This is a genomic window from Mesorhizobium sp. NPDC059025 (genome assembly GCF_042739655.1).
Taxonomy (GTDB): Bacteria; Pseudomonadota; Alphaproteobacteria; order Rhizobiales; family Rhizobiaceae; genus Mesorhizobium.
In genome coordinates, this window is sequence record NZ_JBHYIM010000003.1 from 488,311 (window position 1) to 506,399 (window position 18,089).

Annotated in this window: 20 protein-coding genes; 13 read left to right on the forward strand and 7 right to left on the reverse strand. The window is 61.2% G+C overall.

Going from position 1 to position 18,089, the window contains the following annotated elements; translation table 11 throughout:
- Window positions 1–7: 7 nt before the first annotated feature.
- Window positions 8–583 (reverse strand): SCO family protein, encoded by a 576-nt coding sequence (locus ACFWYE_RS10245; protein WP_379068619.1) that lies wholly within the window; start codon window positions 581–583, stop codon window positions 8–10.
- 205 nt (window positions 584–788) lie between these two features.
- On the opposite strand from ACFWYE_RS10245, the gene ACFWYE_RS10250 reads away from it, so the two are divergent.
- The 3 genes from ACFWYE_RS10250 (at window position 789) to ACFWYE_RS10260 (ending at window position 2,628) form a co-directional block, all read left to right on the forward strand.
- Window positions 789–1,292 carry a CreA family protein gene (locus tag ACFWYE_RS10250; protein WP_379068622.1) on the forward strand — a complete coding sequence of 168 codons (504 nt, stop codon included), beginning with the start codon at window positions 789–791 and terminating at the stop codon, window positions 1,290–1,292.
- A 41-nt stretch (window positions 1,293–1,333) separates the two neighbouring features.
- The gene (locus tag ACFWYE_RS10255) at window positions 1,334–1,972 is read left to right on the forward strand and encodes a DapH/DapD/GlmU-related protein (RefSeq protein ID WP_379111132.1); all 639 of its coding nucleotides are present in this window, start codon (window positions 1,334–1,336) and stop codon (window positions 1,970–1,972) included.
- A gap of 344 nt (window positions 1,973–2,316) precedes the next feature.
- Entirely contained in the window at window positions 2,317–2,628 is a 312-nt protein-coding gene (locus tag ACFWYE_RS10260; protein ID WP_379068627.1) for a hypothetical protein, read from the forward strand.
- A 193-nt stretch (window positions 2,629–2,821) separates the two neighbouring features.
- Here the strand turns inward: ACFWYE_RS10260 and ACFWYE_RS10265 are convergent, their stop codons facing one another.
- Window positions 2,822–4,003 (reverse strand): hypothetical protein, encoded by a 1,182-nt coding sequence (locus ACFWYE_RS10265; RefSeq protein WP_379111133.1) that lies wholly within the window; start codon window positions 4,001–4,003, stop codon window positions 2,822–2,824.
- Between the two features lie 386 nt (window positions 4,004–4,389).
- On the opposite strand from ACFWYE_RS10265, the gene ACFWYE_RS10270 reads away from it, so the two are divergent.
- Window positions 4,390–4,671: a hypothetical protein gene (locus ACFWYE_RS10270; protein ID WP_379111135.1), complete on the forward strand. Its 282-nt coding sequence runs from the start codon at window positions 4,390–4,392 to the stop codon at window positions 4,669–4,671.
- A gap of 61 nt (window positions 4,672–4,732) precedes the next feature.
- Here the strand turns inward: ACFWYE_RS10270 and ACFWYE_RS10275 are convergent, their stop codons facing one another.
- A complete protein-coding gene (locus tag ACFWYE_RS10275; protein WP_379111137.1) occupies window positions 4,733–6,064 on the reverse strand; it encodes a tlde1 domain-containing protein in 1,332 nt (443 codons plus the stop codon).
- Between the two features lie 375 nt (window positions 6,065–6,439).
- Between ACFWYE_RS10275 and ACFWYE_RS10280 the strand changes: the two genes are divergently transcribed.
- From ACFWYE_RS10280 to ACFWYE_RS10290, 3 genes are read left to right on the forward strand one after another with little or no spacing between them, the layout of a single operon-like run.
- Window positions 6,440–7,078, forward strand: coding sequence for a TetR/AcrR family transcriptional regulator (locus ACFWYE_RS10280; protein ID WP_379111139.1), 639 nt, complete (start codon window positions 6,440–6,442; stop codon window positions 7,076–7,078).
- The gene (locus ACFWYE_RS10285) at window positions 7,075–7,605 is read left to right on the forward strand and encodes a GFA family protein (protein WP_379111141.1); all 531 of its coding nucleotides are present in this window, start codon (window positions 7,075–7,077) and stop codon (window positions 7,603–7,605) included. Before ACFWYE_RS10280 ends, ACFWYE_RS10285 begins: the two co-directional genes overlap by 4 nt.
- Window positions 7,598–7,912, forward strand: a complete 315-nt coding sequence (locus tag ACFWYE_RS10290) for a DUF6958 family protein (protein WP_379111142.1) — start codon at window positions 7,598–7,600, stop codon at window positions 7,910–7,912. The genes ACFWYE_RS10285 and ACFWYE_RS10290 overlap by 8 nt, the downstream gene beginning before the upstream one ends.
- A gap of 33 nt (window positions 7,913–7,945) precedes the next feature.
- On the opposite strand, the gene ACFWYE_RS10295 is transcribed toward ACFWYE_RS10290, so the two are convergent.
- Entirely contained in the window at window positions 7,946–10,711 is a 2,766-nt protein-coding gene (locus ACFWYE_RS10295) for an ATP-dependent helicase (RefSeq protein WP_379111144.1), read from the reverse strand.
- Between the two features lie 272 nt (window positions 10,712–10,983).
- Here ACFWYE_RS10295 and ACFWYE_RS10300 point away from each other — a divergent pair, with 272 nt between their 5' ends.
- Window positions 10,984–11,508 carry a glyoxalase superfamily protein gene (locus ACFWYE_RS10300; RefSeq protein WP_379111146.1) on the forward strand — a complete coding sequence of 175 codons (525 nt, stop codon included), beginning with the start codon at window positions 10,984–10,986 and terminating at the stop codon, window positions 11,506–11,508.
- 162 nt (window positions 11,509–11,670) lie between these two features.
- Window positions 11,671–11,952 carry a hypothetical protein gene (locus tag ACFWYE_RS10305; protein ID WP_054308215.1) on the forward strand — a complete coding sequence of 94 codons (282 nt, stop codon included), beginning with the start codon at window positions 11,671–11,673 and terminating at the stop codon, window positions 11,950–11,952.
- A gap of 78 nt (window positions 11,953–12,030) precedes the next feature.
- Here ACFWYE_RS10305 and ACFWYE_RS10310 read toward each other — a convergent pair whose 3' ends face one another.
- Together ACFWYE_RS10310 and ACFWYE_RS10315 are read right to left on the reverse strand one after the other, a co-directional pair.
- Window positions 12,031–12,228, reverse strand: coding sequence for a hypothetical protein (locus ACFWYE_RS10310; protein WP_379068649.1), 198 nt, complete (start codon window positions 12,226–12,228; stop codon window positions 12,031–12,033).
- Window positions 12,229–12,376: 148 nt separating this feature from the next.
- The gene (locus tag ACFWYE_RS10315) at window positions 12,377–12,862 is read right to left on the reverse strand and encodes a thioesterase family protein (RefSeq protein ID WP_379111148.1); all 486 of its coding nucleotides are present in this window, start codon (window positions 12,860–12,862) and stop codon (window positions 12,377–12,379) included.
- Window positions 12,863–13,016: 154 nt separating this feature from the next.
- Between ACFWYE_RS10315 and ACFWYE_RS10320 the strand changes: the two genes are divergently transcribed.
- The 4 genes from ACFWYE_RS10320 to ACFWYE_RS10335 all read left to right on the forward strand — a co-directional run bounded on the left by ACFWYE_RS10320 (window position 13,017) and on the right by ACFWYE_RS10335 (window position 16,864).
- Window positions 13,017–14,426: an FAD-binding oxidoreductase gene (locus ACFWYE_RS10320; RefSeq protein WP_379111149.1), complete on the forward strand. Its 1,410-nt coding sequence runs from the start codon at window positions 13,017–13,019 to the stop codon at window positions 14,424–14,426.
- Between the two features lie 25 nt (window positions 14,427–14,451).
- Complete coding sequence (locus ACFWYE_RS10325) at window positions 14,452–14,913, forward strand: GNAT family N-acetyltransferase (protein ID WP_379111151.1); 462 nt, start codon at window positions 14,452–14,454, stop codon at window positions 14,911–14,913.
- 156 nt (window positions 14,914–15,069) lie between these two features.
- Complete coding sequence (locus ACFWYE_RS10330; protein WP_379068661.1) at window positions 15,070–15,774, forward strand: GntR family transcriptional regulator; 705 nt, start codon at window positions 15,070–15,072, stop codon at window positions 15,772–15,774.
- A gap of 127 nt (window positions 15,775–15,901) precedes the next feature.
- A complete protein-coding gene (locus tag ACFWYE_RS10335) occupies window positions 15,902–16,864 on the forward strand; it encodes a dihydrodipicolinate synthase family protein (protein ID WP_379111152.1) in 963 nt (320 codons plus the stop codon).
- Between the two features lie 87 nt (window positions 16,865–16,951).
- On the opposite strand, the gene ACFWYE_RS10340 is transcribed toward ACFWYE_RS10335, so the two are convergent.
- Window positions 16,952–17,989, reverse strand: coding sequence for an Ldh family oxidoreductase (locus ACFWYE_RS10340; protein ID WP_379111154.1), 1,038 nt, complete (start codon window positions 17,987–17,989; stop codon window positions 16,952–16,954).
- Window positions 17,990–18,089: the final 100 nt, after the last annotated feature.

Consider the following 18,089-nt stretch of genomic DNA (forward strand, 5'->3'; position numbering starts at 1 on the left):
AAGCTGATTAGCCGTCTTTGGCCAGCCGCTTCAATTTGGCAAGTGCGGTATCGGGATTTTCCTCATAGGCGATCGTGCCGAAGAAGTCGCCCTTGCGGTTGAGCATCAACACGGAAGCGGTGTGATCCATGGTGTAGTCACCTCCGCCAGTATCGACCCGCTTGAAATAGATGCCGAAGGACTTTGCCATGGCGCGCACCTTGTCGGGTTCGCCGGTGATGCCGACAATGCGATCGGAGAAGTTGGTGACATAGTTTTTGATGACGTCTGGCGTGTCACGTTCGGGATCGATCGACACGAAGTAGGCCTTGATGTCCTTGCCTTCGTCGCCCAGCGTCTTGAGCCAGCCGGCCAGTTCAAAGAGTGTGGTCGGACAGACTTCGGGGCAGTGGGTGAAGCCGAAGAACACGACGGTCGGCTGCCCGCGGAAAGCAGCCTCGGTCACGGGTTTGCCGGTCTGATCGGTCAGCGCGAAGGGGGCGCCAAAAGGCTCGCCGCCAAAGTGGCTGCGATACCAGTTGAAGGTCAGCCAGCCGATGCCGACAGCCATGAGAACGAGGATACCAACGAGAATAGAGCGCATTGTGGGAACGATCCGGGACAGGAGCCATTTCAAGGCCGCCGGCTTGGTTTCGCAGAACACCAGGCGGCATGTTCGGCGAAACCTTATCGCCTTGCCGGAATGAGCGCAAAGTGCGTCATTGCCGCAACCTGTCGTCTAAAAAGCTTGCAAGATGGGGCGGCTGATCCCAACTGAAATCACAATCGGCCAACACAAGGAGGGTTTCTTGTTCTCTCGGACCGGACGAAAACTGATCGGCGGGGCACTCGTTGCCTGTTTTGTTGGTATCGCAGGGGTGGCGCTGGCGCAGCAGGTCGGCAAGGTCGGCGTCGACTGGCTTGGCAACGACATCATCGTGGAAGCGATCAAGGATCCGAAGGTCGAGGGTGTGACCTGCCACGTTTCCTATTTCGACCGTGGCGTCATCGATCGGCTGCAAAAGGGCAATTGGTTCGAGGACCCGTCGGACTCGGCGATTTCGTGCCAGCAGACGGGGCCGATCAGCATCGGAGACATCGACTTCAGCAAAGGCGGCGAAGAGGTGTTCAAACAGGGCATCAGCCTGATCTGGAAGAAACAGGTGGTGAACCGGATCTACGACAAGGCCAACGACACGCTGGTCTATCTTTCGCATTCGCGCCAGGTGCAGGACGGATCGGCCAAGATGGCGATCTCGACCGTACCGCTGTATGGCCAGAACGTCACCTGGAAGAACGGCAAGCCGCAATAGACCGGCTTGCGGGGCGTGCCGGCGGCGCGTAAAGCCGCGTCATGGACCGTACCGACGACCTCGTGCCCAAGGATCCGGAACCGCGTATTCATCCGACCGCGGAACTGAAGTCGTGTCGGCTTGGCCGCTATACGGCCATCGGCGAACGTGTCGTGCTGCGCGAGGTGACCGTGGGCGACTTCTCCTATTTCGAGCGCCATGCCGAAGCGATCTACACGTTCATCGGCAAATTCTGCTCGATCGCTGCCAACACGCGCATCAATGCGCTCGAACATCCGATGGAGCGCGTGACCACGCATAAAGTCAGCTATCGGCCGAATGAGTATTTCCGCTGGCTTGGCGTGGACGGCGTTTTTCGCGAGCGCCGGCGCTCAAAACCGGTCAGCATCGGCCATGACGTGTGGATCGGCCATGGTGCGGTGATCCTGCCTGGGGTGACAGTCGGCAACGGCGCGGTAATCGGTGCCAATGCGGTGGTGACCAGAGATGTTCCCGCCTACACGATTGTCACGGGGGTGCCGGCCAGAAGGCTGCGCCGGCGGTTTTCTGAACAGATAGCCGCCCGGATTGAAGCGCTGGCCTGGTGGGACTGGTCGCCGGAGCAGCTTGCCAGGGCTATCCCCGACATGCAGGCGCTGGAAATCGAGATCTTTCTCGACCGGTGGGAAGCTCAGGCCTAGAGCAACCCAGCCAGGTGCGCAGCGGGCTTTTGCGTTCGGGTTTGCATCTGCGTTTCCGGTAAAGCGCAGCGCTCCAGCCGTGTCCGGCGATACGTAGATCAGCATCTTAACCATGACGGCTCGGTCACGAGTTTTCGTTCAGGTCAACGGCGGTCTTATCTTAACCAATCATGGTAACCAAATTATTTAACGTAAAATATTAAAGTTAAAAAATGGAAAACGCCGTGTATTCGTAGATTATGACATGCTCATGCTTGTGTGCTTTTCATTGATGTGTACTATCCAATCCCAGAGGTACTGATGAATAGGTGGAAGTAAACACTGTTGTAAATAGGAGAGAAGTCATGAAGAAATTCGCACTTGTACTCACTGTCGCAGTTGTTTCATTCTCGACTGTCAGCTCTTATGCGGGCGGTTTTGGTTCCCGGGGTAACAACAACAACTCGGGCGGTGGACTCATCAACATTTCTCCCGGCATCGCACTCGGTGATATTGGCATCCTGAATGGATCGCCGATCTTGAGCGGCAACAACACCCAGGTGGGTGGCATTCTCAATGGCGTGGGTGTTGGCATCCTCGGTGTCGGCACTGGTGTCAGCAAGGTCACCAACAGCATTCTGGGTGGCGGCAACAGCTACAAGCTGGGCCGGCACTAACAAGAAGGGGCGGTTTGCCTGAACAAGGCGACCGAAGGGGCGGGAGGGTTGAAGACCCTTCCGCTTTTCCTTGTTTTGTTTGATGGAGCAATTCCAGGAAAAGGGCGTAGCGGTTTTCCGTCCGGAATTGCGTAGAGACAAAGCGCTAGAGCTTTCCTCGTTTCCGAGAAAAACGGAAACGCTCTCGCGGCGGTCAGATCTTGGCGCGCAGGCCGATAAAAGTGTCGACGGTGTTCTCGTCTATGTCGATCACCGTCTTGTGGATGCGATTGACGTCCACGCGCAACACCACTGATGCCCTGGCGCTGGCATCGTAGGTGGCTTCGGCATAAAAGACGCGCTTGCGCTCGACATTTTCCCAAAGCAGGTTGCGCTTGAACTCGCAGGCGACGCCGGAGGCCAGTTTCAGGTTCTCGCGCAGCTTGTAGGAGACCTCGAATTCACCACGATTGACCCAGGAAGCCAGCGGATCGTCGCTGTCGGCGGTCTCGTAGCGACCGTACCAGGTACCACGCAGCTCAAAACCCTTCGGCAACGGTTTGATGACGGACAACTGCCAGGCCGGACGAATACGCGAATAGGTATCGTCGGCGCCGTGCAGGAGTTCTGCACCGATTGCCAGCGCAGCGGTGGCGCCGCCGGTGCCGGTGTAGGTGATCTCGCCGCGCAGGCCGAACTGGTTGAGTGAGACGCCGACGGGTGGCTCGCCCAGGCGTTCGACGGCAATGCGTAACGCCGAGCCCTGAACTCCAAAGGTGAACTGACCGACAGTGCGGATGAGCTTGAGGGCGATCTGGACGTTGCGCTTGTCGGGATCGAGGCGGGCGGGCAGGAAGATGTCGTCTTCGAAACGGCTGAGGCCGACCTTCTCCATGCTTGTCATGGCATCGACGATGAGCGCCATCTGGTTGCCGAGGTCCAGGCCGACCTGGACCTGTCCGCTGGCAACCTGCTTCAGCGTGCGTGTTCCGATGGTGAAGGGGCCGATGTCGATGTGGTCACCATCCCTGGTGGCGTTGTAGGCAAGCGTGCCGCGCAATTCGAGCCCACCGGCAAAGCGGCGAAAAGCCTGAACCTGAATGCCGCCGGCGGTGTCGTCCTCGATGGTGACCGAGTCGTGGCGGGTCGCCCGACCTTCGGCGTTCAGCGAGATATAGGCGTCGTTGTCGCCCCATTTGCGGAACAGGGTGCTGCGCAGCAGCGAATACCAGTCGGCGATCGGCCGGTCGCTCTCCATCGCATTGGTCGTGTAATGGCGCTCGATGCTGGTGGTAATGGTCGGTTCGACTGTCTCGCCGGCCCGAGCCACGGCACCAGCGAGGGCGAACACTGCGCCGGCGGTTAGAAAGACAAATCCGCCGCGCGCCATGGCCATCATTTATCCCGGAATCCGGTCGGTTGCTTCGGCGCTGGAATGTCGAGCCACATGCCTGGTCCTCAGGGGAGGCGGGCCCTAAACCCCTTCCGCCGCGCATGCGAGACGGAAGGGGCTTGAGGTACCGCTCAAGGCGGAGTTACAGGCGTGGTCGCCTGCAAGATCAGGCTCGCAGAAAATGGATAAGGATATATTACCTTTTCCGTATGTACTGTAATAGAAATAGAGCTGTTCTTGCTCGCTATCTCCTTGGTTGTCGCATCAACTTGCGGAGGCTGGTGGTTTTGTTTTCTTTCTCAAGAAGAGAAGGTTTTCCGGCCGGCGGTTGGCGTATCCGGCCTGAATCGCTAAAAGAGAGCGGACTGAAAATACCGCAGGCTGTTTTTGTGACCGACTGGCTGGAGATATTGAAGCAGGAAACGGCAACCGGCGAACGCATGGGCCGCGAGGTGCCAGACATGCTTGCGCATCCCGACATCAGTGCCGAGCAGGTGCAGGCGCTGTTTTCGGCGCTCGACAAGCAGGCCGATTTTGCAGAGAAGCTCACCCAGGCACTGGAGAAATTCGGCCACGATTTCCCGGTGATCGCCGCTGCCGAACGGCTGGAAGAGCGCTACGCCGATCTTGCGGCGACTGTTGCTGACAAGCTGAAAGAGATGCGGAAGTAGGATCCGCATCCGTTACGGGTACCGCTATGCGGCGGCGGTCCTCGATCGGGAAAGGCCGATCTCAGACGCCGCGGCCGTTGTCGGCTACAGTCGTCGATTTGGACCGCGAGCCGCCGCCAACCACGACCAGTCGCTTGATCTTGCCTTGCTTGAACGCGGCGAGGAAACGCTTGTAATCCTTGAAGGCGACGCAACCATGCGATTCCGCACGACCGCCGCGCAGCAGGTAGGAATGAGCCAGTAGCCCGTTGCGGCCATGCTTGACCTTGCCGTCCACGGGAGTGAGTCGGATTGCCTCGACACCATGGAACAGGGATTCGCGCATCGACAGCTTGTAAGTGTCGGGCGGGGTAGGGCCGCGCATCTTCTGGTTCACGTAACGTACGTTGTCGGCCATCGAGCCGATGCCGGAATGGGCTTCCAGCCGGGTTCCGTCGGGCATGGTGACGGTGGCCGATGCGATATCGTAGACGGCGGTTCCATTGCCGGCCCTGGCGCTCGATCCGCCGGGCGAGGAGAACAGATTGCGGAAAGCCTGCCCAAGCCCGCCGCTTTCGGAAGGATTGTCCGGCCGGGCGTAGGCGAGCACAGGCTGGGCCGGCTGGCTGATGCGTTTTGCCGGTTTGCGAACCGGCTCGTCATCACTCCCGGGCTCGGCGTCGGCGCGGCGGCGGGTCTCCGGCTTGGTGCCTTCTTCCGCGCGCGGACGGTAGGCCGGTAGTGGTGCGTTCTCAGGCACGGCCGCGAAATCGGGACCTTCGATTACTTCGCCGGTGTCGGCGAGCGCGACCTGTTCCTCATCGTCGGCGTCGTCTTCCTGGTTGGGCAGGACAAGGCTAGCCACCAGAACCTCGCGCACGGCGGAAGCTGGTGTCGGAGTGGCTTCGGCGAAGCCCAATTCCATATTTGACGGAGTGGTCAGCGCGAGGGCGACACGCGCCGCACGTTCCGGCTCACCGATGCCTGGACCAAAGCGATCGGCATCCGGCGTGCCGAGGGCGCGGGCGAAACGCTCATCCAATGGTGATTGCTGCTGGACGGCATCGGCGGCTGCCAGCCTTTCAGCCTTGTCGGCTGCCTCGGCCGCTGCTGCCTGTTGGCGGCGCTTGGCCCATTCATGTGCAACCAGCGCCTGCTTGAGTTTGGAGGCCGCTTCCATCGATTGCGAGTCGGCGCTGGCGACGCTGACGCGCGTTGGCAGGAAATGTGCATTGGCGCGGATCGATGTCGCGGCGGAATAGGCGCCGGCAACGGTTGCCAGCGACCATATCGCCAGCACTGCGCCTGCCGTGGGGATGGCTACCCAGCCTGCCATCCTTGCGGAGCGGGCCAGCACTGTCCTGAAACCGGAGGCGGGGCCATTGCCCCGGAATTTTTCACGCACGAACGCCATGCCGACCGAACTTCCTTCAATCGGCGCAACACGCAGAACCCGCCTTACCAATTCGCCCGCCGGAATACCGGTCGCGCGTGGCGGTCCTTTGCCGATTATCTCAAAGGATGGACAAAGATGGTTAACCAATCCCTGTGTCGCCCCTCGTTGGATTGGAGCCCGCCGCGAAAAACCCTCCTAAAAAGGCAAGAAAGCGGCAAAATCGCTTGCTGGCAAGAATTTTCGACCCCTGGCGTAGAAAAAATGACGCAGGGGAAGGATGGGACGTGTGTTTACTTTTGCTCTTGCGGGTCGTGTGGGCCGCCCCCGGGCACGAGAAAATCCAGCAGGCAGTTCGGACTTGTATACATACCGTACGTACGGTATGTATACAGAATGCCTAGACCGACCAAGACCAATCCCGACCGTGGTGATGCCCGAAACAGACTGCTTGACGCAGCGCGCGACGCCATTCGCGCCAGGGGCTTTGCCGCAACCTCCGTCGAAGACCTGTGCCAGGCTGCGGAGGTGACCAAGGGTGCATATTTCCATCACTTCAAAAGCAAGGATGCGCTGGGTATCGCCGCGGCCGAAGACTGGTCGGCGGGGACCACGGCCTTTTTTGCCGCCGCCCCCTATCATGTGCCAGACGACCCGCTCGACCGGGTGCTCGCCTATGTCGCGTTTCGCAAGTCGATCATCGAGGGCGAGATCGCGCAGTTCAGCTGCCTCGTCGGTACGATGGCGCAGGAGGTCTATGCGACATCGCCAGCCATTCGCGAAGCGTGCGGGCGCAGCATTTTTGGCCATGCGGCCACGCTCGAAGCGGATATCGAGGCGGCCCGAACAAGATACGGCGTGTCAGGGAAGTGGACAGCCGAGAGTCTGGCGCGACACACGCAGACCGTGCTGCAGGGCGCCTTCGTTCTGGCAAAGGCCGGCAATGATCCGGCACTGGCGCGGGAAAGCCTCGACCATCTCGATCACTACATCAGGCTGCTTTTCGGTCGTCCGGAGGAGGGACAGACGTCATGAGTACGATGATTGGTTGCGCATGCGGCAAGGTCCGACTGGAGGTCGGCTCAACACCGATGATGAGCGTGGAATGCTGCTGCAACAGTTGTCGCGAGGCGGGCGTCCGGCTGGAAAAGCTTCCCGGTGCCGGGCAGGTCGTGGATGCAAATGGCGCGACCCCTTTCGTCTTCCACCGCAAGGATCATGTCCGGATCGTAAGTGGAGCGGATTATCTGAAGGAATTCCGTCTCACGCCGCAGGCTGGAACGCGTCGGGTCGTGGCTTCCTGCTGCAACACGCCGGTCTTCCTCGAATTCAAGGGCGGGCATTGGCTAAGCCTCTATGCCGGCTTGTGGCCAAAGGGCGCGCTGCCGCCGCTCGAGCTGCGGACGATGACGGCCGACCTACCGGATGCTTCGGTGCTGCCGAACGACGTCCCGAATCTGAAGCAGCAATCGCTGGCCTTCTACTGGCGCCTGTTCCGGGCGTGGGCGGCCATGGGCTTCCGCAGCCCAAAGATCGCGGTGAACGGAGAGATCCATGCCTGACGCTGCCGACAGGATAGAGATCGAAAACGTCGTCTCGCCGCATCACAGGCAGAAGGTGGACCGCACCAAATACACGGCGATGCGCGAGGCATTGCTTGCCGTCCTGCCCAACGACCCGCCCGGTTTGACGGTGGCGGAAGCCAAGGATGCGCTGCTGCCGCATCTTCCCGAGGATCTATGGCCTGGTGGGGCCAAGGCGGGTTGGTGGTTGAAGGCCGTCCAGCTCGATCTGGAGGCGAAAGGTGTCATACGCCGCGCTGTGATGAAGCCGGTGCGGCTGTTTCGACGAACGGAACTCATCGGGTAGAATGACGGACCGATTGGGCGGGTGCCGGTTCGGTCACACCGCCTTCACGAACCCATCCAGCACTTTCTTTTGCCCGGCGCGGTCGAAATCGATGGTCAGCTTGTTGCCGTCGATCGCCGCGATGTTGCCGTTGCCGAATTTCTGATGGAACACACGGTCGCCTACCTTGAAGGCTGAAGGAGCGTCAGCAACCGACTTCGCCACCAGTTCGCCTTCGATGGTGCGGCCCTTCACCGAAGTGCGGCCGGCGCCATAGCCGGAATCGACTTCGCCATAACCGATGCGCTCGACCTGGTGGCCGCTGCGGGTACCCCAGTTGCGGTCGGTCGCCTCGGTGCGGTTCTGCTGCGCTCGCTGCCAGCCTGGCGTGGCGTAGCTGTTGGAGAAAGAGCCGCCCTGATCGCCGCGCGCTGCGCGGCCACCCGAAGGCGAGCCGATACTGTCGAAGCGCGAGGCTCCGTACGGGTTCTGGCGACCGGCCGAGAAGCCGCCGCGGCCTGAAGCGAAGGAACCGCCGCCATAAGGATTGCCATAACCGCCGTAGCTGGAGCCGTTGCCTTCCTGCACCTCGACATGCGCTTCCGGCAATTCGTCGAGGAAACGCGAGGGAATGGTCGATTGCCACAGCCCATGGATGCGGCGGTTGGAGACGAACCAGATGTGCAGGTTCTTCTTGGCGCGGGTGAGGCCGACATAGGCCAGCCGCCGCTCTTCCTCCAGGCCAGAGCGACCGCCTTCGTCCAGCGCCCGCTGGTGGGGGAACAGGCCTTCTTCCCAGCCGGGCAGGAACACGGTTTCGAATTCCAGGCCCTTGGCTGAATGCAGCGTCATGATTGAGACAGCGTCGAGACCTTCGTTCTGCTCGGCATCCATCACCAGCGCGACATGTTCGAGGAAGGCGCGCAGCGATTCATATTCCTCCATGGAGCGGATCAGCTCCTTGAGGTTCTCCAGCCGCCCCGGCGCTTCCGCCGAGCGGTCGTTCTTCCACATGTCGGTATAGCCGCTCTCCTCGAGGATCATCTCGGCGAGTTCGGTGTGCGGCGTGGAATCGATCAGGCTTCGCCAGCGCGCGAAGTTGGCGGCGACTTCGCGCAGGGCTGCGCGCGGCTTGGGCTTCAACTCGTCGCTCTCGGCCAGTCTGGCCGATGCTTCCAGCATCGGTACCCCGAGCGCACGGGCCGTATCATGGATCTGGCGGATGGTGGCATCACCCAGACCGCGTTTCGGCACGTTGACGATGCGCTCGAAAGCGAGGTCGTCGCCCTCATTGGCAACGACGCGCAGGAAGGCCATGGCGTCGCGGATTTCCTGGCGTTCGTAGAAGCGCGGACCGCCGATGACCCGGTAATTGAGGCCGATCTCGATGAAACGGTCTTCGAAGGAGCGCATCTGGAAGGAGGCACGCACGAGGATCGCCATGTCGTTCAGCTTGTGGCGACCGCGCTGATAGGCCTCGATGGCTTCGCCGACGGCACGCGCCTCCTCATCCGAATCCCAGGCCGCATGTACGTTGACCTTGGGATCTTCCGGGTCGGGTCGGTCGGTGAACAGCGTCTTGCCGAGACGGCCTTCATTGTGGGCGATAAGATGGGCAGCCGCGCCGAGGATATGGGCGGTGGAGCGGTAATTGCGCTCAAGCCGGATGACGGTAGCGCCCGGAAAATCCTTCTCGAAGCGCAGGATATTGTCCACTTCTGCGCCGCGCCAGCCATAGATCGACTGGTCGTCGTCGCCGACGCAACAGATGTTGACCTTGTTTTCGCTCGCGCGCTGTTCCGCGCCTGACGGCGCGGGCGCTTCGCGGGGGCCGCGCGAGGACTCGGTCGCCCAGTCGGGCTCGCGGCCTTCGGCCATGTTTTCGCGGGCAGGCGAAAAGTCGCTCGGCGCGCGGTCGCGCGCTCGGTCTTCGGCCGGTTGCATGGCGCTGGACTGTTTCGGGCGCTGCGCCAGGAGCCTCAGCCACATATATTGCGCGGTGTTGGTGTCCTGGTATTCGTCGACCAGTATGTATTTGAATTTGCGATGATATTCCGCCAGTACGTCGTGATGTTTGCGGAAGATGCGGATCGGATGCAGCAGCAGGTCGCCGAAATCGCAGGCGTTCAGCGTGGTCAGCCGTTCCTGATAGGCACGGTAGAGTTCGCGGCCTCGGCCATTGGCGAAGGCGCGTGCGTCCCCTTCCGGAATTTCGTCAGGTGCTAGACCCTTGTTCTTCCAGGTATCGACCATCTGCGCGAAGGTCCGCGGCGCCCAGCGCTTGTCGTCCAGTCCCTCGGCCTGGATCAGCTGCTTGATGAGGCGGGTGACGTCGTCGGTGTCGAGAATGGTGAAATCCGAGCGCAGGCCGGCGAGTTCGGCATGGCGGCGCAACAACTTGACGCCGATCGAGTGAAAGGTGCCCAGCCATGGCATGCCCTCGATCGCCTCGCCGACAAGGACGCCGATGCGCTGCTTCATCTCGCGCGCCGCCTTGTTGGTGAAGGTGACGGCGAGGATCTGGCTTGGGAAGGCGCGCCCGGTGGCCAGGATATGGGCAATGCGGGTGGTGAGTACGCGCGTCTTGCCCGTGCCTGCGCCGGCCAGAACGAGCACCGGACCCTCGGTGGTTTCCACCGCCTGCCGCTGCTCGGGGTTGAGGCCTTTCAGATATTCGGGCGGGTTGTTGTGGCCCTGGCGTGCCGCCATGGCGCGAGCCGCAATACCGGACGGGGCCGCCTGCGAGGAAGATGCACGCGCGGCGTCGAAACGCGGAGCGTCGTCCTCGTCGAAGAAGGGCATGTCATGATCGCCGGCCATTTCGTTTCCGAATGTAGTGATTCGGGCGAGAAAGGCCAGCAATGTTCACACACTGTTCCCGGATTCGACAGCTTTGACCGCTGTTGACGGCACGATGCGACATGGATAGCGTCCAGCAACGGCTCGACGCAGCCGGCAGTCCGCGCCTCGAACAGGTATGGCGAATGCGTCGTCACGATCCAGTCTGGTCCTTGTCCCCGGGACGAAGGCACTGGCAATGCGGGCCCCGGTGAAGCGCTTCGTCCCGACGAGAAGGATCGCAGGCAAAGGCCATGCGCGAGGCGCTTGCCGCCAAGAACATCGAAATTCCCCATTCCGAGGCGCTGGAGATCGTCGCTCGCCAGTTCGGCGTCGAGACCTGGAACATCCTTTCGGCCCGGATCCAGCGGAACGAGGGCAGGGAAACGGCGGGCAAGGCGGGCGGTGACATCGTTTTCGAGCAGGCGGTGCCCATCGTGCGCATCTTCGACGTCGCCAAGGCGCATGAGTTCTATCTCGGCTTCCTTGGCTTCGCCGTCGATTGGGAGCATCGCTACGGCGATAATTTCCCGCTCTACACCCAGGTATCGCGCGCAGGCCTCAGGCTGCACCTGTCCGAGCATTCGGGCGATGCCAGTCCGGGCGGCAACATGGTCGTCTACATGGCCGGCGTCGAGGCATTCCAGCGTGAGCTCGCGGCAAAGAACTATCGCTACATGAAGCCGGGGCTGGAGAAGGTGGACGATCGGCTGGAGGTCGAGGTGACCGATCCGTTCGGCAACCGCATCCGCTTCATGGAGATCGTCGGAGACGATTGATCAGGCACCGGCTTCAGTGTTTGCCGCTTCACGAATATTTTCGGCAAGCGTTTCCTGAAATCCACAGTAGCGCCTTGTTATCGTCGCGGCGGACGAGTTTAGTCTTTGCTCCTTTGGTGCGGTCGGTTAAGTCTGTCCGCGCCAACCATTCAAGGCGAGGCCATGCAAGAACCGTTCGACTCCAAACCCCCGACCACGGTGGACGACAATTTCGACAAGGCAGCCATTGCCGTGATCGTGGTTTTCGGTGCGCTCATCATCGGCGGCTTGATGGCGGCTAATCTGGTCTATGGCCACCGCAACGGCTTCCTTTATGCGCTGGGCGCGGCAGGAACCGCCTGGATCGCCGGCCACATGATCCTTTTCGACCTGCCACGCGCCTATGCGGCCATGGTCGCGGCCTCATTCCTGCTCGCGCTTCTGTCGACGCTGGCGCTCGCCTGAGCGGTCACGCGTCGCGAGGCGCGGGACATTCGGGCAGTTGACTGTTTCGCCGATCCCCTGACCGGAGTCCGGTTGGCCTCAGGCAGATCCTCGCTTGGACCGCGCCTGCTTGATGATGGCGCGCCAGCGCAGCATGTCGAAGGGGATCGGCTCGTTGGAGTTTGCGATCTGGAAGATCTCGTTGTTGAGATTCTTCAGCGAACGCCAGAAGTCGTAGTCGCTGATGCGCGGGTCGGCGGCCAGTTTTTCCGAGAGAGCCTCGATATCGATTTTCATGCGCGCGCTTGGGCCAGATTTTCTCCGTCCCGTCTCCAAGGCTTTCAAGTTCACCCTGGATAGCCTTCTCCGGCGCGCCGTCGATTCGCTCAACGACGGCAAAGGGGTTGTCCCCGTTCAGAATTGATTAAGGTTAACGGTCTTGCCCTCAGCCGGTCTTGCGGCGGATGCTGATCGAACGGCCAGCACGTTCCGGCATGGGCAGACCGGCATGGGCTTCGCGCATCGCTTCGACCTTGGCCAGCACATCCGCCGGGAAGGGGGCGACCTTCGGTCCGGCCATGTCGACATGCAGCGAAAGCGATTCAGACGTTGCTGCAAGCCAGCCGTCGACATGGCGGATTTCCTGATAGACACGCAACCGCTTCTCGTCATGGTCGAGAAGCTGGAAGGTGGCTGTCACCTTGTGGTCGAGATGCAGTTCCTGCACGTAACAGACGTGCACCTCGGCCGTGTAGATGGTGAGCTTGCGGTCGCGGGCGTAATTCGGCCCCATGCCCATCAGCTCGAAGGCGTCGTCCGAGCAACGGTCGAACAGCACGTTGTAATAGGCCATGTTGAGATGACCATTGTAGTCGATCCAGTCGTTCTCGATGTCCATGACGCGGGAGACGAAGGGGGCGGCTATGGACATTGCGATGTTTCCTCTGGCGCTGGACACGGCGTGCTAGCAGATCTTTATTTCGCGCATGTCGTTATCGCAAAATCGCTGCACATTTTTGCGCGACATGCTTATGCAGCTGTAACTCGAGAACAAGGGCCGCGATGGTCCAATCGCGGAGGAAAGCATGGCTCTGAGCGACCTCGTACCGGTCGAACGCAATGAGGATGGCATCGCTGCCGTCCTCGGCATCCTGAAACAGCACCTTGGCGAACGGTTCCAGACCGGGCAGGCGGTTCGCGAGCAGCACGCGCACACCACCACCTATATTCCGACCCAGGCACCGGACGGCGTTGCTTTCTGCGAGACGACCGAAGAGGTGCAATCGGTGATGCGGGCCTGCGCGGAATATCGTGTGCCGGTCATCGCCTTTGGCGTCGGCACTTCGCTGGAAGGCCACGTCAATGCGCCGGGCGGCGGCATTTGCGTCGACCTCTCGCGCATGAACCGGATTCTGGCCGTCAACGCCGAGGATCTCGATTGCCGGGTGGAACCCGGCGTAACGCGCGAGCAGCTCAACCAGCATCTGCGCGACACCGGCCTGTTTTTCCCGATCGATCCGGGCGCCAACGCTACGCTCGGCGGCATGGCGGCGACACGCGCATCGGGTACCAATGCGGTGCGTTACGGCACGATGCGCGAAAATGTTCTTTCGCTGGTTGCCGTCATGGCGGACGGCGAAATCGCGAAGACAGGCGGGCGCGCCAGGAAGAGTTCGGCTGGTTATGATCTCACGCGCCTCCTAGTCGGTTCGGAAGGTACGCTCGGGATCATCACGGAACTGACGCTGAAGCTGCAGGGGATACCGCAGGCGATTTCGGGGGGCGTATGTCCGTTCCCGACGCTGGAAGCGGCGTCGCAAGCGGTGATCCAGACTATCCAGATGGGCATCCCCGTCGCCCGCATCGAACTCGTCAATGCCTTGCAGATGCGGGCGATGAAGACCTATTCCAAGCTGGATTATCCCGAGAGCCCATGTCTTTTCCTGGAGTTTCACGGCAGTGATGCCGGCGTGGCCGAGCAGGCCGAAACCTTCGGCATGATCGCGGAAGAAAATGGCGGCGGACCATTCTTGTGGACTGCGGTCGCCGAGGAGCGCAGCAAGCTCTGGAAGGCACGTCACGATGCCTATTGGGCATCGCTGACACTCAGGCCCGGCGCCAAGGGGCTGTCGACAGATGTCTGCGTGCCGATCTCGCGGCTGGCCGAGTGCGTGGCCGCAACCGAGGTCGATATCGCCGAAATGGGCCTGATCGCACCAATCGTCGGCCATGCAGGCGACGGCAATTTCCATGTACTGGCGCTGATGGATCCCGAGAACGCCGGAGAGGTGGTGCTGGTCGAGCGTTTCGTCGCCCGCCTCAACATGCGGGCGATTGCCATGGAGGGCACCTGCACCGGGGAGCATGGCGTCGGGCAGGGCAAGGTCGGGTTCCTCAAGGCGGAGCACGGCCATGGTCTGGACGTAATGCGACAGATCAAGCGCGCGCTCGATCCCGACAACATCATGAACCCTGGCAAGATATTGCCGGCCTAGAAATCACTCCCTGCAGGACAATCCCATGAACGCTGAACAGGGCATGACGGTTCGCGCCTATCGCGACGATCAAGACCGTGACCGGCTTGCCGATATCTGGCTGGCAGCCTCGCGCGTCGGCCATCCCTTCTTCGTCGAGAAGGAACTGCTCGATCAGCAGGCCGAAGTGAGAAATGTCTACCTGAGGCAGGCTGAGAATTGGGTGGTCGAGGACCGCGGCAGGCAAATGGGCTTCATCGGCCTGATCGATAACTTCATCGGCGGCCTGTTTGTCGATCCGTCAGCGCATGGCGGCGGTTTCGGGAGGGCGCTGGTGTTGCATGCGGCAGCGCTGAAGGGAGCGCTCGACGTGGAGATCTACGCCGCGAACGTGAGGGCCATCGGTTTCTACAGGCGTCTGGGTTTCATCGAAGTCTCGAGAGGTCCGCAGGACGAGGGTGGCACATCGCGTGAAGTCGTCGTGATGCACCGGCCCGCGCCGAAATAAGGCAGCCGAATGAAAGCAGGTGGAACGGCTCGACCATTCAGCCTGAATGTACTGGCACGATTACGCGCAACCTCAAGAACATGACCATAACCCCCATCGAACCTTGATCCGGGCGGCTGTGAAACGTATGCATTTTGTCGACATGAGGGTTTTGCGATGACCACTGCCGACATGACGTCCCGCCCGGAGCGCAAGCGTGGCTCCGGTGTTAAGGTCGTTTACGATCTCCTGCGCGACGAAATCCTCGATCTCGTGCTGCCACCGGGCAGTCCGATCGATGAGGTGCAACTGGCCGAACGGTTCAAGATGTCGCGTACGCCCATTCGCGAAGCCCTGGTTCGACTGGCTGGCGAGGGATTGATCGACACGCTTCCCAACCGGTCGACCATGGTGTCGAACATCGATTTCCTGAACATGCATACGTATTTCGATGCATTGGTGTTGATGTATCGCATCACCACGCGCCTGGCTGCCGAACACCATCGCCCGGAGGACTTGAGGATTATCCGGGCGCATCAAGCAGAGTTCGCGAAGGCCGTGGCGGAACAGGACGCGCTGGCGATGATCGCCACCAACGCGGCTTTGCACTCGGCAATCGCGGAAGCCGGCCGCAACCCGTATTTCACCAGTCTGTTCGGACGGCTTCTCAATGAAGGACGGCGGTTGCTGCGCCTCTATTATCAGTCCTATGACGATCGGCTGCCGCAGCGTTTTGTCGACGAGCATGAGGACATGATCGCGGTGATTGCCGCGCGCGATGTTGAGGCGGCCGATCGGTTGGCGAAGGTCCATGCGGAGCAGATCGTCGACCAGATCCAGAAGCTTTTCACGCGCGGTGGGCACCTGAACGTCGCGTTGTAAGAATCGTTGTCGATTTCTTGTCGACAAATAAAATCCAAAGAGTATAATCGCTGTCGAGGGCAGGGATTGCGCACGGCTGCGCCATGGCTTCTTCTGCCGAAGTGACAGGCCAACAGGAGCTTTTGAGATGAAGGCGAGGATTTTCTCCGGCGTAATTCCGGCTTTGATGACACCGTGCAAAGCGGACCGCAGCCCCGATTTCGATGCCCTCGTCGCCAAGGGCAAGCAGCTGATCGCCGACGGCATGTCGGCCGTCGTCTATTGCGGTTCGATGGGCGATTGGCCACTACTGACCGATGCGCAGCGCATGGAAGGCGTCGAGCGCCTGGTCAAGGCCGGCGTGCCGGTGATCGTTGGAACCGGTGCCATCAACAGCGCCTCGGCCGTGGCCCATGCGGCACACGCCCAGAAGGTCGGCGCCCAGGGCCTGATGGTGATCCCGCGCGTGCTGTCGCGGGGGTCGTCGTTGACGGCCCAGAAGGCCCATTTCAAGGCGATCCTGTCGGCAGCGCCCGACCTGCCCGCGGTGATCTACAACAGCCCCTATTATGGCTTCGCCACCCGGGTCGACCTGTTCTTCGCGTTGCGGGCCGAGCACTCCAATCTCGTCGGCTTCAAGGAGTTCGGCGGTCACGCCGACCTGCGTTACGCGGCCGAAAACATCACCAGCCGCGATGACGGTGTGTCACTGATGATCGGTGTCGACACTGCTGTCTTCCATGGCTTCGTCAACTGCGGTGCTACGGGCGCCATCACGGGTATCGGCAACGTGCTGCCGAAGGAAGTGATCCACCTCTGCAATCTGTCGCAGGCTGCGGCGACGGGCGACGTCGAGGCGCGTCAGCGCGCGCAGGAACTGGAGCAGGCGCTTGGTGTCCTGTCCTCTTTCGACGAAGGCCCGGATCTCGTTCTCTATTTCAAGCACATGATGGTGCTGAAGGGTGACAAGGAATACACGTTGCACTTCAACGAAACCGATGCGCTGAGCGACAGCCAGCGTGGCTATTGCGAGACGCAATTCAAACTGTTCAACAGCTGGTACGCGGCGTGGAGCCAACTGCCCGGCGCCGTGCAGGCAAACAAGGCCTGATCTTTCGAATATCGGATGTGAAAAAAGCCCTCCCGGCGGGAGGGCTTTTTGTTTTGGCATGAAGCCATTCAGGGCGCGCGAGTGTTTTCAGGCAATGGCCTCAAGTCCCAGCGCGAACAGCCTGTCGAGTTGTTCCATTTCGGCTTCGGTGAGGGGAATGCCTTCGACTTCTGACCTGGCGCGAGCTGCATAACGGCGCTGCGAGGGCAGGCGGGCTCCCTGGCCAGCAATCGCATCGAACAATGCTTCGGCGCGTTCCAGGGGATTGCCCTCGCGGCCTTTCGCAAAAACCTCGGGAGAAAAGGCGATGATGAGTTCGCCATGCGGAGGGGCGAGGGTGGTGGTGCCTAGATAATCGAGCACCTGCGGGCTGATCAGATCGCCGATCATGACGCCGGCAAGCAGCTCGATCATGGTGCTGATGGCGGAGCCCTTGTGGCCGCCGAAGGGCAGCATCGCACCGGCAAGCGCGGCGTCAGGATCGGTGGTGGGCTGTCCTTCGGCATCGATCGCCCAGCCTTCGGGCAAAGGCTTGCCGGCACGGCGGTGCAGCTCGATTTCGCCACGGGCGGCGACGGACGTGGCGAAGTCGAACACATAGGGGGTTTTGCCAGGGCGCGGCCAGCCGAAGGCCATCGGGTTGGTGCCGAGCAGCGGCTTGTTGCCGCCGGCTGGTGCTACGGTCGAATAGCTCGGGCACATGGCAAGTCCGGCAAGACCGTGTGCGGTCAAGGCCTCGACTTCCGGCCAGAGCGCGGAGAAATGTGTGCAGTCGTTGATGACAAGCGCCGCCAGCCCCAGAACCCGGGTGCGTTCCACCAAAACCGGCAGGCCAAGTTCAAAGGCGGGATTGGCAAAGCCGCGCCGGGCGTTGACCCGCACGATCGCGGAGCGGTCCTGCTCGACCAGTTCCGGCACCGCATCCGGCACCACTTTCTGCGCCCTGACGGTGCGCAGCGCGCCCTCGATCCGGTAAATGCCATGCGACTTGCAGGCGTCTCGTTCTGCCGCGACGATGACGCGGGCAAGCGCGCCCGCCTGGATGTCGTTCAACCCCGCCTTTTTGAAGATCGCCTCGACGCGCTCATGAAGCGTGACGGTCGGCATGGTGGTGGTTGCAGGCATGGTCTTCCTCTCGATACGGGCAGTGATTGGGTTGATATCTTGCATACATAGAGTATACAATTAAGCGACAATCGCAATTCGCGCGACCCATTCCCCGCAT

Excerpts from the sequence above, each read along its gene's own strand:
- ACFWYE_RS10245 (WP_379068619.1), bottom strand. The coding sequence starts at position 583 with ATGCGCTCTATTCTCGTTGGTATCCTCGTTCTCATGGCTGTCGGCATC.
- ACFWYE_RS10255 (WP_379111132.1), top strand. The coding sequence starts at position 1,334 with ATGGACCGTACCGACGACCTCGTGCCCAAGGATCCGGAACCGCGTATT.
- ACFWYE_RS10260 (WP_379068627.1), top strand. The coding sequence starts at position 2,317 with ATGAAGAAATTCGCACTTGTACTCACTGTCGCAGTTGTTTCATTCTCG.
- ACFWYE_RS10265 (WP_379111133.1), bottom strand. The coding sequence starts at position 4,003 with ATGGCCATGGCGCGCGGCGGATTTGTCTTTCTAACCGCCGGCGCAGTG.
- ACFWYE_RS10275 (WP_379111137.1), bottom strand. The coding sequence starts at position 6,064 with ATGGCGTTCGTGCGTGAAAAATTCCGGGGCAATGGCCCCGCCTCCGGT.
- ACFWYE_RS10280 (WP_379111139.1), top strand. The coding sequence starts at position 6,440 with ATGCCTAGACCGACCAAGACCAATCCCGACCGTGGTGATGCCCGAAAC.
- ACFWYE_RS10285 (WP_379111141.1), top strand. The coding sequence starts at position 7,075 with ATGAGTACGATGATTGGTTGCGCATGCGGCAAGGTCCGACTGGAGGTC.
- ACFWYE_RS10290 (WP_379111142.1), top strand. The coding sequence starts at position 7,598 with ATGCCTGACGCTGCCGACAGGATAGAGATCGAAAACGTCGTCTCGCCG.
- ACFWYE_RS10295 (WP_379111144.1), bottom strand. The coding sequence starts at position 10,711 with ATGGCCGGCGATCATGACATGCCCTTCTTCGACGAGGACGACGCTCCG.
- ACFWYE_RS10300 (WP_379111146.1), top strand. The coding sequence starts at position 10,984 with ATGCGCGAGGCGCTTGCCGCCAAGAACATCGAAATTCCCCATTCCGAG.
- ACFWYE_RS10305 (WP_054308215.1), top strand. The coding sequence starts at position 11,671 with ATGCAAGAACCGTTCGACTCCAAACCCCCGACCACGGTGGACGACAAT.
- ACFWYE_RS10310 (WP_379068649.1), bottom strand. The coding sequence starts at position 12,228 with ATGAAAATCGATATCGAGGCTCTCTCGGAAAAACTGGCCGCCGACCCG.
- ACFWYE_RS10315 (WP_379111148.1), bottom strand. The coding sequence starts at position 12,862 with ATGTCCATAGCCGCCCCCTTCGTCTCCCGCGTCATGGACATCGAGAAC.
- ACFWYE_RS10320 (WP_379111149.1), top strand. The coding sequence starts at position 13,017 with ATGGCTCTGAGCGACCTCGTACCGGTCGAACGCAATGAGGATGGCATC.
- ACFWYE_RS10325 (WP_379111151.1), top strand. The coding sequence starts at position 14,452 with ATGAACGCTGAACAGGGCATGACGGTTCGCGCCTATCGCGACGATCAA.
- ACFWYE_RS10330 (WP_379068661.1), top strand. The coding sequence starts at position 15,070 with ATGACCACTGCCGACATGACGTCCCGCCCGGAGCGCAAGCGTGGCTCC.
- ACFWYE_RS10335 (WP_379111152.1), top strand. The coding sequence starts at position 15,902 with ATGAAGGCGAGGATTTTCTCCGGCGTAATTCCGGCTTTGATGACACCG.
- ACFWYE_RS10340 (WP_379111154.1), bottom strand. The coding sequence starts at position 17,989 with ATGCCTGCAACCACCACCATGCCGACCGTCACGCTTCATGAGCGCGTC.